General features: G+C 50.5%; 12 protein-coding genes. All 12 read left to right on the forward strand.

The features are described 5' to 3' along the window. The first annotated feature begins 55 nt into the window (after nucleotides 1–55). The 12 genes from G519_RS0116255 to rsmB all read left to right on the forward strand — a co-directional run bounded on the left by G519_RS0116255 (nucleotide 56) and on the right by rsmB (nucleotide 14,815). Nucleotides 56–2,851, forward strand: a complete 2,796-nt coding sequence (locus tag G519_RS0116255; RefSeq protein WP_029195617.1) for a calcium-translocating P-type ATPase, SERCA-type — start codon at nucleotides 56–58, stop codon at nucleotides 2,849–2,851. Nucleotides 2,852–3,229: 378 nt separating this feature from the next. Continuing rightward, complete coding sequence (gene dapF / locus G519_RS0116260) at nucleotides 3,230–4,060, forward strand: diaminopimelate epimerase (RefSeq protein WP_029195618.1); 831 nt, start codon at nucleotides 3,230–3,232, stop codon at nucleotides 4,058–4,060. Nucleotides 4,061–4,095: 35 nt separating this feature from the next. Beyond that, nucleotides 4,096–5,970: a bifunctional homocysteine S-methyltransferase/methylenetetrahydrofolate reductase gene (locus tag G519_RS0116265; protein ID WP_029195619.1), complete on the forward strand. Its 1,875-nt coding sequence runs from the start codon at nucleotides 4,096–4,098 to the stop codon at nucleotides 5,968–5,970. A gap of 41 nt (nucleotides 5,971–6,011) precedes the next feature. Continuing rightward, entirely contained in the window at nucleotides 6,012–6,884 is an 873-nt protein-coding gene (locus G519_RS0116270; RefSeq protein WP_244280136.1) for a YicC/YloC family endoribonuclease, read from the forward strand. A 33-nt stretch (nucleotides 6,885–6,917) separates the two neighbouring features. After that, a complete protein-coding gene (gene remA / locus G519_RS0116275) occupies nucleotides 6,918–7,178 on the forward strand; it encodes an extracellular matrix/biofilm regulator RemA (RefSeq protein ID WP_009672664.1) in 261 nt (86 codons plus the stop codon). Continuing rightward, nucleotides 7,168–7,806, forward strand: coding sequence for a guanylate kinase (gmk, locus tag G519_RS0116280; RefSeq protein WP_029195621.1), 639 nt, complete (start codon nucleotides 7,168–7,170; stop codon nucleotides 7,804–7,806). The genes remA and gmk overlap by 11 nt, the downstream gene beginning before the upstream one ends. Then, nucleotides 7,807–8,031 (forward strand): DNA-directed RNA polymerase subunit omega, encoded by a 225-nt coding sequence (rpoZ, locus tag G519_RS0116285; RefSeq protein ID WP_029195622.1) that lies wholly within the window; start codon nucleotides 7,807–7,809, stop codon nucleotides 8,029–8,031. 68 nt (nucleotides 8,032–8,099) lie between these two features. Continuing rightward, the gene (gene coaBC / locus G519_RS0116290; protein ID WP_029195623.1) at nucleotides 8,100–9,320 is read left to right on the forward strand and encodes a bifunctional phosphopantothenoylcysteine decarboxylase/phosphopantothenate--cysteine ligase CoaBC; all 1,221 of its coding nucleotides are present in this window, start codon (nucleotides 8,100–8,102) and stop codon (nucleotides 9,318–9,320) included. Further along, a complete protein-coding gene (gene priA / locus G519_RS0116295; RefSeq protein ID WP_029195624.1) occupies nucleotides 9,320–11,833 on the forward strand; it encodes a primosomal protein N' in 2,514 nt (837 codons plus the stop codon). Before coaBC ends, priA begins: the two co-directional genes overlap by 1 nt. A gap of 41 nt (nucleotides 11,834–11,874) precedes the next feature. Beyond that, nucleotides 11,875–12,357 carry a peptide deformylase gene (def, locus tag G519_RS0116300; RefSeq protein ID WP_029195625.1) on the forward strand — a complete coding sequence of 161 codons (483 nt, stop codon included), beginning with the start codon at nucleotides 11,875–11,877 and terminating at the stop codon, nucleotides 12,355–12,357. After that, complete coding sequence (fmt, locus tag G519_RS0116305) at nucleotides 12,354–13,331, forward strand: methionyl-tRNA formyltransferase (protein WP_029195626.1); 978 nt, start codon at nucleotides 12,354–12,356, stop codon at nucleotides 13,329–13,331. The genes def and fmt overlap by 4 nt, the downstream gene beginning before the upstream one ends. A gap of 65 nt (nucleotides 13,332–13,396) precedes the next feature. Beyond that, nucleotides 13,397–14,815 (forward strand): 16S rRNA (cytosine(967)-C(5))-methyltransferase RsmB, encoded by a 1,419-nt coding sequence (gene rsmB, locus G519_RS0116310; protein WP_051253438.1) that lies wholly within the window; start codon nucleotides 13,397–13,399, stop codon nucleotides 14,813–14,815. The last annotated feature ends 400 nt before the right edge of the window (nucleotides 14,816–15,215 follow it).

The following is a 15,215-nucleotide window of genomic DNA, read 5'->3' on the forward strand; positions in this document are numbered from 1 at the left end:
CATTTACGTATGGGTGAGAGGCAAGTATATGTGGAAGTAGGAGGGAGAAGGGCGGATGAGTCAGAATAAATGGTACCAGTTGACATCGGAAGAAGTCCTGCAGTCACAGCAGGTGAGCATGCAGCAAGGATTGCCCTGGGAGGAAGCTTGGAAGCGACAGGCAGAAGTTGGTCGAAATGAGCTTTCCGAAGGGAAGCGTGTTTCTCCGATTACACTGCTTTTGAATCAATTCAAAGATTTCATGGTGCTGGTCTTATTGGGGGCGACCTTGATTTCCGGCTTGTTGGGTGAATATTTAGATGCCATTACCATTATCGTTATCATTGTGATGAATGGCATTCTTGGTTTTACACAGGAATTTCGGGCGGAACGTTCATTACGTGCACTTAAGGAACTGTCAGCCCCTAACGCAAACGTTTGGAGAGAAGGCGCAGTTCATCAAATACCAGCTCGTGATTTGGTTCCAGGCGATATTATTTTGCTCGAAAGTGGCGACCGCGTGCCGGCAGATGTGCGGTTTCTGGAAACGAATGGCGTATATATCGAGGAGTCAGCCTTAACAGGCGAGTCGGTAGCCGTCAGCAAAATAACCTCGCCTATATCGAACGATGAAGTACCTCTTGGGGATCAGCGCAATCTGGGTTTCATGGGTACGATGGTATCGCGTGGAACAGCCAAAGCCATTGTAGTTCGTGTCGGGATGAGCACGGAGATGGGGAAAATCGCTGATCTGATTCAAAATACAGAATCGATGGAAACGCCGCTGCAGCATCGCTTGGAACAGCTTGGGAAGATTCTGATCATTGTCGCGATTGCATTGACAGTTCTCGTTGTTATCGCAGGTATTATGCATGGACAACCACCTTATGCGATGTTCCTTGCCGGTGTCAGTTTGGCCGTCGCCGCTATTCCTGAAGGGCTTCCTGCTATAGTAACCATTGCGCTTGCACTCGGCGTACAGCGAATGATAAAGCGTAAAGCCATTGTCAGGAAATTGCCTTCCGTAGAGACGTTAGGATGTGCCTCGGTCATCTGTTCTGATAAAACAGGCACGTTGACTCAGAATAAAATGACGGTAACCCACTTATGGGTGGGCGGAGACGTGTTGGAAGTGACAGGTGACGGTTATACACCAGTTGGGGATATCCAAATAAGTGGACAAAACACCGATGCGCTTAGGAACCCATCACTCAGTAAGCTGCTTCATGTTTCCGTGCTTTGTAATAATGCAACTTTGTATGAGGAAAAGCAGGAGTTGAAACGGAAGAAGGGCAAGGATGGCAAAGACGGCGTCGTCTCTGTTTGGAACATTAAAGGGGATCCAACCGAAGGGGCATTAGTTGTCCTTAGTGCGAAGAGTGGCATTACCCAGGAGTCGCTAAGCGAGAAATATAAACGAATTGCGGAATTTCCTTTTGACTCTGAGCGTAAACGAATGTCTGTTCTTGTGACTTCTGAGAATGGCCGTATGGCTTGCACGAAAGGTGCTCCTGATGTTCTAATTGGGCACTGCAGCTACATCCTTTGGGATGGAAAGGTGATTCCGTTCACGTCTACGCTTAAACAGAAAGTGATTTCAGCCAATGAAGGAATGGCCAAATCCGCTCTTCGAGTGTTGGGGATTGCTTATAAAGAACTTAAGAGCAGTGACCGCTACGAGGATTATGAGGATGTGGAAAACAGCCTAATCTTTGTCGGATTAACCGGCATGATTGATCCACCGCGTAAAGAAGTGCGTGAATCGATCTCGAAGTGCCGTAAAGCAGGCATCAAAACGGTCATGATTACGGGTGACCATCAGACAACAGCTGAGGCGATTGCTAAGCAGCTTGGCATGATTCCTGCGAATGGCGTCAGTATGAGCGGTCAGCAAATTGCGAGTCTCTCGGACGATGAACTGGATGCTAAAGTGAATGATACCTATGTGTATGCAAGGGTATCCCCTGAGCATAAGCTGCGTATTGTCAAAGCTTTGCAGCGCAAAGGACATGTCGTCGCGATGACGGGGGATGGCGTAAACGATGCGCCGGCGATCAAAGCGGCGGATATCGGTATTGCTATGGGGATTACAGGGACGGATGTGTCCAAGGAAGCTTCCTCTTTAATTCTCAGCGATGATAACTTCTCCACAATCGTTGCGGCGATTGAAGAAGGACGAGGTATTTATGAAAACATCCGTAAATTCATCCGATATCTGCTTGCCTCTAATGTTGGCGAAATTATGACGATGTTCATTGCGATGATGGCCGGTCTGCCTTTGCCGCTTGTACCGATTCAAATTCTATGGGTGAATCTGGTCACCGACGGCCTTCCTGCTATGGCGCTGGGTGTGGATCAAGCGGAGAAGGATTTGATGCAGCACAAGCCTCGCTCGTCGAAAGAAAATATTTTCGCAAGACGGTTGGGTTGGAAAATTATTTCCAGAGGCATTCTGATTGGCGTGTGCACCTTAGGTGCTTTCTGGCTCGTATTGCGAGTCAACCCATCTGATGCCGATACTTTACTCAAAGCGCAAAGCGTTGCATTTGCCACTTTGGTCATGGCGCAACTCATTCATGTATTTGATTGCCGCAGCTCACGCTCTATTTTCCACCGTAATCCTTTTCAAAATCGTTACCTTGTTCTCGCTGTGCTTTCCTCGCTCATCTTGATGCTAGCCGTTATGTATGTGGAAGCACTTCAACCTATCTTCAAAACCGTTCCACTTGGTTGGATGGATTGGATTCTGGTTTTGGTCGCTGCTGGCATTCCGACCTTCTTAATGGGGCTGGGCAGTGTGCTGTCGCCAAAACGCAACAAAAATTCACCACGTTCTGTTTCGTATAATTCTTCCAAACCGAGCTTCAGATAGGGAATGAAGGCAATCGATCTCAATTCGAGTTGATATTGGTGCACAAAGCTGCCGTGAGGCGGCTTTTTTTGTAGATAAGAAAGTATAAGTTTTATACTTTTGCTTCGCATCTACCTTGACAAACGCGCTCGTCCCTGAAGGACGACGGAGTCGTTTATCCTTGCTTGAAGCGTACCTTAGAGGCTCGTTACGCATGGGACAGGATGTAACAGGCGGATATCGAATAGCTTTTTGGGCGGTATCTATTAGCACTATCCCTTTGGCTCATGTCATGCGATTCAGAGAGATAATCGGTCGAAAAGGGAAGGAAAGACTATGCATCTAGACTTTTTTACGCTATGATAATGGCTAAACCGCATACTGGGAGTGCTATAAACAATGAATTTCACAAAAATGCATGGTCTAGGCAACGATTTTATCATAGTAGCTGGTGAGAAAGAGCTTCCTGCGGATGCAGATCAGCGTGCGATCCAGCTGTGCAATCGTTTCTTTAGTATTGGAGCCGACGGCATGGTCTATATTCTTCCTTCTAACCATGCTGATTTCAAAATGCGCATTATTAACTCCGACGGATCTGAGCCTGAGCAATGCGGCAATGCCATCCGCTGCGTTTCTAAATATGTATACGATCATAAACTAATTGATAAAACGGAGATTACCGTTGAAACACTCGGCGCAGGCGTCCAAAAGGTGCAATTAAACGTACAAGATGGCAAAGTTCGGACAGTTCGCGTAGATATGGGGCAACCGATCCTGAGCGGCCTTCAAGTCCCAACTACGGTCGATGAAGCTAGAGTTATCAATTACCCGATTGAAGTTGACGGGATAGAGTTTCGTTTTACAGCTGTTTCGATGGGGAACCCGCACTGTGTCATTTATGTAGAGGATGCTGTGAATTTCGATCTAGCCACATGGGGGCCGAAGCTCGAAGTGCATCCGATGTTCCCTCGAAAAATCAATGTCGAATTCGTTACTGTGAAAAATCGTACTTACACGGATATGCGCGTTTGGGAACGAGGAGCAGGTCCTACTCTTGCTTGCGGAACTGGGGCTTGTGCAACGCTGGTATCCTCCGTGTTAAACGGTTTAACGGACCGTGAAGCGACTGTTTCACTCAAAGGCGGAGACTTGTTTATCGAATGGAATGAAGCGGATAACCATGTTTATATGACCGGACCCGCGGAAGAAGTGTTTACGGGCAAGGTTTAAGTCAATTACATTTTTTGGTAGGTGGGGAATTTATCATGAAATTGGATCTTCGTACGGCGCTGCAGCGTGACATTTTGGTCGGTGACGGCGCTATGGGGACTTATTTATATCAGATGGGATTTCCTGTCGGCATTTCTTATGAAGAATTGAATTTACTTAGACCGGAAACGGTTGCTGACGTGCACCGCCGTTATTTTGAGGCAGGTGCGCGTCTTATTGAAACGAATACATTCTCGGCTAATCGCGAAAAATTATCCAAGTATGGATTAGAAAGCGATGTTGAAGCCATTAACCGCGCTGGTGTTGAGCTAGCCAGAAAAGCGGTCGGTGACGAAGCCTATGTTGTTGGGGCTATCGGATCTATTCGTGCAGGGAAGCGCAAAAACGTTCGGACAAGTGATGTTGAGGAATCATTGCGCGAGCAGATAGGCATCTTGCTGGATTCGCCTGTGGACGGTCTATTGCTGGAGACCTTCTACGATTTGGAAGAGCTGCAGCTCGCGCTGCGAATCATTCGCAGCATGAGTGGGCTGCCTGTCATTTGTCAGTTCGCTAACGAAGGCACCGGCAGCACCCAGGACGGCGTTCCGCTGCAAGAAGCGTTCCAACGGTTGCGAGACGACGGAGCTGACGTCATCGGCTTCAACTGCCGCGTCGGCCCGAATGGGATTCTACGTTCGATAGAGAAGCTAACTCCGATCGCCGGCATCCCGTTCTCCGCGTTCCCGAACGCGGGGCTGCCCGACTACGTCGACGGGCACTACACCTATGCGGCGACGCCTCAGTACTTCGCCGATTGCGCGCTGCGCTTCGCTCGTCTCGGCGCGCGCATCATCGGCGGCTGCTGCGGCACCACGCCGGAGCATATCGCCGCCGTCGCTAAGGCGCTGCAAGGCTACATCCCAGTAGCGCCTGGTACGATGGCCTCCGCGCAAGCTGTGCGCGTGAGCGAGCCAGCCCCGGCGAAGCCTGCGCCGCCGGCAGGCAAACCTTCGCTGCTCGAGATCGTGAAGCAGCGCAAAACCGTCATTGTCGAGCTGGATCCCCCTCGGGATCTCGACATTGAGAAATTTATGCAGGGGTCGAAGGCCCTGCAGGATGCGCACGTCGACGCCATTACGATGGCCGATAATTCACTGGCCGTGACGCGCATGAGCAACCTGGCCCTCGGCTACCTCGTGCAGGAACGCTTAAACGCGCGTCCGCTGATCCATATCGCGTGCCGCGACCGCAACATGATTGGGACGCAGTCCCATCTGATGGGTCTTCACGCGCTGGGTATCGACCACGTGCTGGCCGTGACCGGCGATCCCGCCAAATTCGGCGATCTCCCCGGGTCCAGCTCCGTTTACGATCTGACCTCATTCGAGATTATTCGGATGATTAAGCAGCTGAACGAAGGTATTGCCTTCTCAGGTAAACCGCTGAAGCAGAAGGCCAACTTCGTTGTAGGGGCTGCTTTTAACCCGAATGTGAAGCATCTGGACAAAGCGGTTCAGCGCTTGGAACGCAAAATTGAGGCAGGCGCCGATTACATCATGACGCAGCCTGTCTACGATGCCAAGCTGATTGAACAAATTTATGAAGCGACAAAACATTTAAATATCCCGATTTTCATCGGTATTGCTCCGCTGGCTAGCGGAGGGAACGCAGAATATCTGCACAATGAAGTTCCTGGGATTCGGTTGTCCGATGAAGTGAGGGAACGCATGAATGGACTCAAGGGCGAAGCAGGGCGGGCAATGGGCGTTGAGATTGCCAAAGAGCTTCTGGATGCAGCAATGCCTTTCTTTAATGGCATCTATCTGATGACCCCTTTTCTGGCCTATGAGATGTGCGTGGACCTGACGAAATATGTATGGGAAAAGTCGAATCGGCATGATTTCCACTTGTACCCACTTTCAAAATGAATTAAAATAGGTTAATGGATGTGATTAGGATGATTTGCAGTATGACCGGATTCGGACAAGCGAATCGTTCTTTTGCGGGATACAGCGTGTTTATCGATGTGAAATCGGTCAATCATAGGTATAGTGAAGTGTCGATTCGTTTGCCGAAGGAATGGGCGGCTTTTGAAGACGCTTTGAAGAAAACGGTGCTGCAAGCGGTGAAGAGAGGACGAGTAGACGTCTTCGTCACGGCGGAACGTGAAACGGCTTCCCCGAAGAGCGTAACGGTTAACTTTGCTTTGGCAGATGCTTATTTGCAGGCTGCGGAGCAGTTGAAGGAGCGCTATGGGTATGTCGAGCAGGTCGAGCTCAAAGAATTATTGAAACTTCCGGATCTCATTCAGATGAAGGAGTCGCGTAAGGAGCCTGATGAAGAGATTGAACAGGAGCTATGCGCCTGCTTGCAGGAGGCCGTTGCCAGATTATCCGACATGCGGCTGCGGGAAGGAGCATTTCTGGAGCAAGATATTCGTGAGCGCTTGGCGGAACTGAAGCGAATCCATGTGGAATTGGAAGCTTTAGCACCTCAGGTGGTTCAAGACTATGCGGCTAAAATGACGAACAGAATTCAGTCACTTCTTCAGGATCAGACGCCTGTAGATGAGCAGCGCCTAGCGACAGAAATTGCGATATTCGCAGATCGTTCGAATGTGGATGAGGAATTAACTCGACTGAAAAGTCATTTTGAGCAATGTGATCAATTGCTTACAGAGAAAGAGCCTGTTGGGCGAAAGTTGGATTTCTTGATTCAAGAAATGAATCGAGAAGTGAACACGATCGGATCCAAGTCCAATCACTCGGAGCCTACGGCTAGAGTGATTACGATGAAAGCAGAGCTTGAGAAGATGCGCGAACAAATACAGAATATCGAGTGAAGCGGCATGGAGCTTCACGAGGAGGAAGTCGTAATGGCTATCAAATTAATTAATATCGGGTTCGGCAACATCGTATCGGCGAACCGCATTATCTCGATCGTAAGTCCGGAATCGGCTCCGATCAAGAGGATCATTCAAGAAGCACGTGATCGTCACATGCTGATTGACGCTACATATGGTAGAAGAACCCGTGCCGTTATTATCACTGACAGCGACCATGTGATATTGTCGGCAGTACAACCAGAGACGGTAGCGCATAGACTTTCCAACAAGGACGATGATCATGACGAGTAATACGAATACCCTTGAGCGTGAGAGAGGCATTCTGATTGTTTTATCCGGTCCTTCCGGTGTCGGCAAGGGAACGGTTTGCGCCGCGCTGCGCAAGTGTTCGCCGGATATCGTGTACTCGGTGTCAGCGACAACCCGTTCCCCGAGACAAGGAGAAGTAGATGGTGTTAACTACTTTTTCAAAACGCGAGAGCAATTTCAACAGATGATCGAAACGGATGAAGTGTTGGAATGGGCCGAATATGTAGGTAACTTCTACGGTACTCCGAGACGTTTTGTTGAGGAAACACTGCGCTCCGGTCGAGATGTCATCTTGGAAATCGAAGTGCAGGGTGCTCTGCAAGTCAAACAAAAGTTTTCCGAAGGTGTTTTCATTTTCTTGCTGCCGCCTTCTCTAGATGAGCTTGAGAATCGCATTGTAACGCGTGGTACGGAAACGGATGAAGTCATTCGCAGCCGCATGTCGGTAGCTTTGGACGAAATTCGCTTGATGGAGCACTATGACTATGCGATTGTGAATGACCATGTAGACTCGGCTTGTTCCAAGATACAAGCTATTCTCTTAGCTGAACATTGCAAAAAAGATCGGATGTATCCCAAAATCGTACAATGGATGGATGAGGTGAATTGAATGCTATACCCTTCAATTGATAAACTGCTCGATATCGTGGATAGCAAGTATTCACTAGTTGTTGCTGCTTCCAAAAGAGCAAGATCTTTGCGTGACGGCGCTAAATCAAATTTGAAAGGCCAAAAGGCCCACAAACATGTTGGTGTTGCGTTAGAAGAACTTTACGGCAACTATATCGGTTACGAGAAAATTGAGACGACCGAGACGGAGAAATACCAGAAATAAATTGGTTTACCCAACAACCCTAGTGGTTGTTATTTTTTTCTCAAATTGTGCGTAGAAAGGGGATACCCATGAGTGTACTGCATGGCAAAACGATTGTGCTCGGCGTATGCGGAGGCATTGCCGCATACAAGGCTGCTGCGTTAACGAGTAAATTAACACAAGCTGGTGCAATTGTGCGTGTTATTATGACCAAATCAGCTGTTGAATTCGTAGCGCCGTTAACGTTTCAAACGCTGTCTCGTCATCATGTTTTCGTGGATACCTTTGATGAGAAAGATCCTTCGGTTGTATCCCATATCAACTTGGCGGATAGCGCTGACCTCGTGCTTGTTGCGCCTGCAACGGCGAATATGATTGGCAAGCTGGCGCTTGGTCTTGGCGATGATATGCTGAGCACCACGCTTCTCGCAACCATGGCACCGGTATGGGTAGCTCCTGCGATGAATGTGCATATGTATGCGAATCCGGCGGTACAGCATAACATGCAGACGCTTTTGAGCCGTGGCGTGCGTTTTATCGAACCGGGAGAAGGGCAGTTGGCCTGCGGTTACGTCGGGAAAGGACGGCTTGCTGAACCTGAGGAGATTCTAGCTGCGATTGAGCGGCATTTTAAGGGGGAGGCTAGGCGTTTGGAAGGACAACGTGTCCTTGTGACTGCCGGAGGCACTGTTGAACGCATTGATCCGGTACGGTACATCACAAATGATTCTTCCGGTAAAATGGGCTACGCTATCGCTGAAGAGGCGGTGCGAATGGGAGCCAAGGTGACGTTGATATCAGGGCCATCTGCTTTATCCGTGCCGGAGGGCGTTCAGCTTATCCAAGTTCAGTCTGCTTTGGATATGAGAGAGGCTGTGCTAGCTCATTTGGATGAAAGTAACCTCATTGTCAAGGCTGCTGCGGTTGCCGATTACCGCCCAGCCGTTGTTTCTGAACAAAAAATCAAAAAGAAGTCGGATTCGCTAACGCTGGAGCTGATTAAAAATCCGGACATTTTACAGGAAGTCGGTGCGCTCAAAAAGCATCAATTCGTCATTGGGTTTGCTGCGGAGACAGAGCGTTTGGACGAGCATGCGATGGACAAGCTGAACCGCAAAAACTGTGATCTCATCGTTGGTAATGATGTGTCGCAGGAAGGTGCCGGCTTTAGCGGAGATACGAATGTGGTACGGTTTTATGATCGCAATGGGCTCGTAGAGGCCCTGCCTATACAGAGTAAGAAAGATGTGGCACGTAGACTGCTCGAGCTTGCAGCGGATCGTATGCATACCGCAGCGGGGAAATCCTGATGTACGCCAAAGTCATTGTCGATGTCCCAGCGAAACAAACGAACCGGGCATTCGACTATGAAGTGCCTGCTTCCCTGAGCAAATGGGTTGAAGTGGGCAGTCGTGTTGGTGTGCCTTTCGGCCCTCGGGTGCTGCAAGGCTTTGTCGTCGAGCTGCATGAGGAAACGCAGGTGGATGCGACTCGCATCAAGCCGATTCAGAACGTCCTGGACTTGGTTCCTCCGCTCACGGAGGAACTTGTGAGTCTGGGGAGATGGGTCAGCCGCATGTACTTGTGCCATGAAGTTACGGCGCTTCAGGCGATGCTGCCCGCTGCACTCAAAGCGAAATATGAGCGAGCGATTGGGGTCGGGGAGGAGTCTGGCGAGCAGTCGCTGCTGGACATGTCGGATCTGCAAGAGATAGTTAGCTTTGTGAAGTCCAAAGGCTCAGTTTCGATGGACGCTTTGATGGAGCGTTTTGCAAGTGACGGCGCCCTCATTAAACAACTGCTGAGCGCAGGTATCCTAACGGAAGTACAAGTGGTCAAAGACCGTATGAATACCAAGAAGGCGTTGACCGTTTTCCCTCCAGCTGGAGGCAGCGGATTGGAAGAGGCTTTGGCTGAGCTTCCTGCCAGAGCTAACAAACAGCAGGATGTGCTGCGTTATTTGATGGAGCATCCGCATGCGATTCGGCTTACGGAGCTGATGGAAACGGTGGAGGTCGGCGCCAGCACGGTCAAAAGCTTGGCGGATCGCGGGTGGATTGAGCTGCGTGAGGTCGAAGTGATGCGCGACCCCTATGCGGGCCGTGCTTTCACACGGACGAAGCCGCTTCCCTTAACGGAAGAACAGAGCCGTGTCTTCGCGGAAATTCGGGATGCTGTTGCGGAGGAACGGAATGAGGTATTTCTGCTGCATGGGGTTACGGGGAGCGGTAAAACCGAAGTGTATTTACAATCCATTCAGCAGTGCTTGGATATGGACAAAGAAGCGATTGTGCTCGTTCCCGAAATTTCGCTGACGCCACAGATGGTAGAACGATTTAAAGGGCGGTTTGGCGATTTGGTCGCCGTCCTTCACAGCCGGTTATCGAATGGCGAACGCTATGACGAATGGCGCAAAATTATGCGCAAGCAAGTGAAGGTTGTAATCGGCGCTCGTTCGGCGATTTTTGCTCCTTTTACGAGAATTGGCCTTATTATCATTGATGAAGAGCACGAATCTTCCTATAAGCAGGAGGAGAGCCCCAAATATCACACCCGTGATGTGGCGGTTCAAAGGGCAAAGCAGCAAAACGCCGTCGTTGTGCTCGGTTCCGCAACCCCCTCTCTGGAAAGTATCGAGAAAACAAGACGACGCCGTGACAGGGAGAAACCTCCCTTTCGGCTGCTGACGATGAGGGAACGCGTGGCCAGCCGGCCGATGCCCCCAGTTGCTATTGTCGATATGCGTGAGGAGCTGAAAAACGGCAATCGCTCTATGTTTAGCCGTTCCTTGTATAAAGCGATCGAAGATCGGTTACAAAAGAAAGAACAGATTGTTTTACTGCTGAATCGGCGTGGGTATGCGACGTTCGTGATGTGCCGTACTTGCGGCTTCGTCTCGCAATGTCCGCATTGTGATATTTCACTTACCTATCATCAAAGCTCGCGTATGCTGCGCTGCCATTATTGCGGTTATGCGGAGCGCGAGGTTACGCAGTGTCCCAGCTGTCAGTCCGAGCATATTCGTCATTTTGGAACAGGAACACAGCGCGTGGAAGAGGAGCTTAGCAAGATTTTTCCCGGAATTCGGGTCATCCGCATGGATGTCGATACCACGACGGAGAAAGGTTCGCATGAAAAATGGCTGACGATGTTTCGCGAAAAGCAGGCGGATGTGCTGCTTGGCACGCAGATGGTAGCGAAAGGGCTGGATTTTCCCGACGTGACCTTAGTGGGGGTTATCGCAGCGGATACAGTGCTAAATCTACCGGATTTCCGTTCAGCGGAGCGGACTTTTCAGTTGTTAACGCAGGTTGCAGGCCGGGCGGGTCGTCATGAAAAACAAGGCGAAGTGTTCGTCCAGACATACACACCTGAACATTACAGTGTGCAGTATGCAAGCCAGCACGATTATATCGCTTTTGCGAACCATGAGCTTGATATACGTGCAAATTTAGGCTATCCGCCATATCAGCGTTTGATTCTGGTCACCTTCTCGCATGAGCAGGTTCCGCTCCTGGTGCGTTCAGCCGAGGCTTTTGTAACGAGATTGAAAGAGATTGCTTTTACGTATCAGGCTCAGCAGGTTGATCTGTTTACGAACACGTTGTCCGCGGATCAATCTTTTCAAATGGACGTGCTAGGACCTGTTGCATCGCCGATTTCGCGAATCAAAGATAGATATCGATTCCAATGCGTGGTAAAATATCGGGGGGAAGATCAGGCTGCAGAGATCGTGGCTAAAGCAGTAGCTTGGTTTGAAGAGCGCTCAGCGAAAGAAAAGCTGCTGATTAGCGTAGATGTTGACCCGCAATATTTGATGTAATGAACCCCAAATAGAGAAGACTTCAAAGGTAGGTGCACATTATGGCTATTCGTATTATTGTTAAAGATCCAGATCCAGTGCTGCGTGAGAAAGCCATCACGGTTACGAAATTTAATTCCAATCTGCATAAACTGCTTAATGATATGGCAGACACGATGTATGAAGCGGAGGGCGTGGGTCTTGCTGCCCCGCAAATCGGTATTCTTAAACGCGTTATCGTCATGGATTGCGGAGAAGAACACGGCGGATTGATTGAAATGGTCAATCCAGAGGTTGTCACTTCCAGCGGCGAACAATTGGGGCCGGAAGGCTGCTTAAGTATTCCTGGACTTCGCGGCGATGTGCTTCGACCGCTCCATGTTACGGCCAAAGGTCAAGATCGTGATGGAAATCCGATTGAAGTGACGGGTACGGATTTGCTGGCTCGCTGCATTTTCCATGAAATTGATCACTTGAACGGTGTTCTGTTTACGGATCTTGCAACCAAAACGTATACGGCTGAAGAAGAGGAAGATTCCGAGTGAACATTATTTTCATGGGCACGCCGGATTTCGCAGTACCCTCCTTGCGCCTGCTCTTGGAGGAAGGCTATAACGTAACGACGGTTGTCACACAGCCGGACCGGCCGAAAGGACGCAAGCGCGTCCTGACGCCGCCTCCGGTTAAGGTGGAAGCCGAAAAGCATGGGATTCCGGTGCTTCAGCCGGAGAAATTGCGTCAAGCGGATTCGGTTGAGCTTTTGAGACAATTAAAACCGGATTTGATCGTGACTGCTGCTTATGGACAGATTTTGCCCAAAGCGGTTTTGGATCTGCCGCAGTATGGGTGTATTAACATCCATGCTTCGCTCCTGCCCAAATATCGTGGCGGAGCGCCGATTCATCACGCTGTGATTCGGGGTGAAGGCGTAACCGGCGTTACGATTATGTACATGGCCGTAGGTCTTGATACCGGCGATATGATTTCAAAGGTGGAGCTTCCGATCGAAGATACGGATACGACGGGCTCTTTATTTGAAAAGCTAAGCATAGCTGGTGCTGATCTACTTAAGCGTACATTGCCTGATTTACTGGCAGGACGCATCCAAGCTGCCCCACAAAATGAGGCCGATGCCATTTATTCTCCGAATATCCGCAGGGAGGACGAGTTGATCGATTGGTCGCGTTCTGCAGTCGAGCTTTGGAATCAAGTACGCGGCTTAAACCCTTTCCCCGGCGCTTACACGCTCTGGAATGGGGAAGTTATGAAAGTATGGGCTAGCGCGAATCCGAAAAGTTCTTCGGAGCCAAGAAGCCGAAGCTTCTCCGGAATCAGCGGTGACGCACCTGCTCCTGGAACTGTACTTGGCAGCAGTGAGCAGGGCATTGAAGTGATGACTGGCGAAGGCACGCTGTGGCTGACCGAGATCCAACCTTCAGGCAAAAAGGCGATGCCCGTGTCAGAGTTCGTACGAGGTGTGCAAATTCCAGCTGGTACCGTGTTCGGACACAGTAACTAAAGCAACTAAAAAATGAGGTATTCGATTTGTCAACGCAAAAACCAACTCGTCCGCAAAACGGACTTATGAAACCGCAGGGGGCCGGCAAGCCCTCTGCTCCAAAATCATCCGGGGGCGCTGCGAAGAGCAGCGCTGTTAAGCATTCTGCCCGTGAAGCGGCGCTGGATGTGTTGATTCGGGTTGAAGAAAATCAATCATACAGCAATTTGCTGCTGAATCAGGTATTGCAAAAGCATGCTCTTGAGCGGGCGGATGCGGGACTGGCGACGGAGCTCGTTTATGGGACCATCGGACGGAAAAATACGATCGATTTCTTCTTGGAGCGTTTCGTCAGCAAGGGGCTCGCGAAGCTCGAGCCCTGGGTGAGGTGCTTGCTGCGGCTGAGCTTCTATCAGCTGCATTATTTGGACCGCATCCCCGACCATGCGGTCGTGAGCGAAGCGGTCAATATCGCGAAGCGCCGAGGCCATCAAGGCATCTCGGGCATGGTCAACGGCGTGCTGCGCGCAGTGATCCGCAGCAAAGAGGAGCTCACGCTGCCGGCTGCGCTCGGCGACGTGAAGCGCATCGCGCTGAGCCATTCCCATCCGGAATGGCTCGTGCGAAGGTGGATCCGTCAGCTGGGTGCGGAGCTGACGGAACAGATCTGTGCGGCGAACAATGAGCCGCCGCACGTGAGCATTCGCGCGAACGCGAGGCGCCGCAGTCGCTTGGAGCTGCTGGAGCAGCTCCAAGGCAGCGGCCTCAGCGCGGAAGCGTCAGGGCTGGCCCCGGCCGGCATCCTTGTGCAGGGGGCCGGGAACATGGCGTTAGTCCCCGGCTTCCAGCAGGGGGACTTCTCGATTCAAGACGAGAGCTCGATGCTCGTCGCCGAGGCTCTGGATCCGCGTCCAGGCATGACGGTGCTGGACTGCTGCGCCGCCCCTGGCGGCAAGACCGCCCACATCGCCGAGAAGATGGATGATGCGGGCAAGATCTGGGCTTGTGATCTGCATGAGCACAAGCAGAAGCTGATCGCAGATCAAGCGGAGCGTCTGGGACTGACGTCGATCCAGACGCTGGTGATGGATGCTGCGAAGCTGGACGAACATTTTGCGGCGGAGTCATTTGACCGCATCCTGCTCGATGCGCCTTGCTCGGGTCTTGGGGTCATTCGCCGCAAGCCCGACCTCAAGTGGGCGAAGCAGGAGGCGGAGATTGACGCGATCAGCGAGCTGCAGCATGCTATTCTGAGCAAAGTGCATAGGCTGCTCAAGCCGGGCGGCGTGCTGGTCTACAGCACGTGCACGATTGAGCACGCTGAGAACGCGGGCATGGTTGAGCGCTTTCTCGCCGAGCATAGCGAGTTTGAGCTAGCGCCGCTGCCGGCGGATGTTTTCGCAAGCATTGACCCTGCGGCAGCCGCAGCCGGTATGGTGCAAATTCTGCCGCAGCAGTTCCATTCCGACGGCTTCTTCATCGCACGGCTGCGCAAACGCGTATAGCGTCTTGCCGCATGCTGCTTGCTTTAACTGTATGTACTACAGTTAATTTCAAGGAAACCGTGACAGGAACGGGTACAAACTGCATATTGTACAGCAAATAGGACCAATTCGAGGAAATTAAGCTGATTTCATTTTAATTACCTCAAAAAGGGCTAAGTATTCGATTTAGCTGCACTTTTTGCAGGTAATACTCGGGTGTTCTGGGTTGGTGTTGACGGTTAGAGACTGTCGATTGATTCGCAACTGGTATTCATAACTCCAAAATGCGCGCTTTTAGAGTCATTCAGCTTTCGTGATGGCAGATGGGCTATAGTGGTTACCAATGTTGTATTTTCTACATTACCGATGCATCAAACCTCACATCAAATATTTACTTAATTTGTAATATAAAGTATTTATT

The organism is Paenibacillus alginolyticus DSM 5050 = NBRC 15375, assembly GCF_000422905.1.
Lineage (GTDB): Bacteria > Bacillota > Bacilli > Paenibacillales > NBRC-103111 > Paenibacillus_E > Paenibacillus_E alginolyticus.

Coding starts and splice junctions, on each gene's coding strand:
- G519_RS0116255 (WP_029195617.1), top strand. CDS start 56: ATGAGTCAGAATAAATGGTACCAGTTGACATCGGAAGAAGTCCTGCAG.
- dapF (WP_029195618.1), top strand. CDS start 3,230: ATGAATTTCACAAAAATGCATGGTCTAGGCAACGATTTTATCATAGTA.
- G519_RS0116265 (WP_029195619.1), top strand. CDS start 4,096: ATGAAATTGGATCTTCGTACGGCGCTGCAGCGTGACATTTTGGTCGGT.
- G519_RS0116270 (WP_244280136.1), top strand. CDS start 6,012: ATGACCGGATTCGGACAAGCGAATCGTTCTTTTGCGGGATACAGCGTG.
- remA (WP_009672664.1), top strand. CDS start 6,918: ATGGCTATCAAATTAATTAATATCGGGTTCGGCAACATCGTATCGGCG.
- gmk (WP_029195621.1), top strand. CDS start 7,168: ATGACGAGTAATACGAATACCCTTGAGCGTGAGAGAGGCATTCTGATT.
- rpoZ (WP_029195622.1), top strand. CDS start 7,807: ATGCTATACCCTTCAATTGATAAACTGCTCGATATCGTGGATAGCAAG.
- coaBC (WP_029195623.1), top strand. CDS start 8,100: ATGAGTGTACTGCATGGCAAAACGATTGTGCTCGGCGTATGCGGAGGC.
- priA (WP_029195624.1), top strand. CDS start 9,320: ATGTACGCCAAAGTCATTGTCGATGTCCCAGCGAAACAAACGAACCGG.
- def (WP_029195625.1), top strand. CDS start 11,875: ATGGCTATTCGTATTATTGTTAAAGATCCAGATCCAGTGCTGCGTGAG.
- rsmB (WP_051253438.1), top strand. CDS start 13,397: ATGAAACCGCAGGGGGCCGGCAAGCCCTCTGCTCCAAAATCATCCGGG.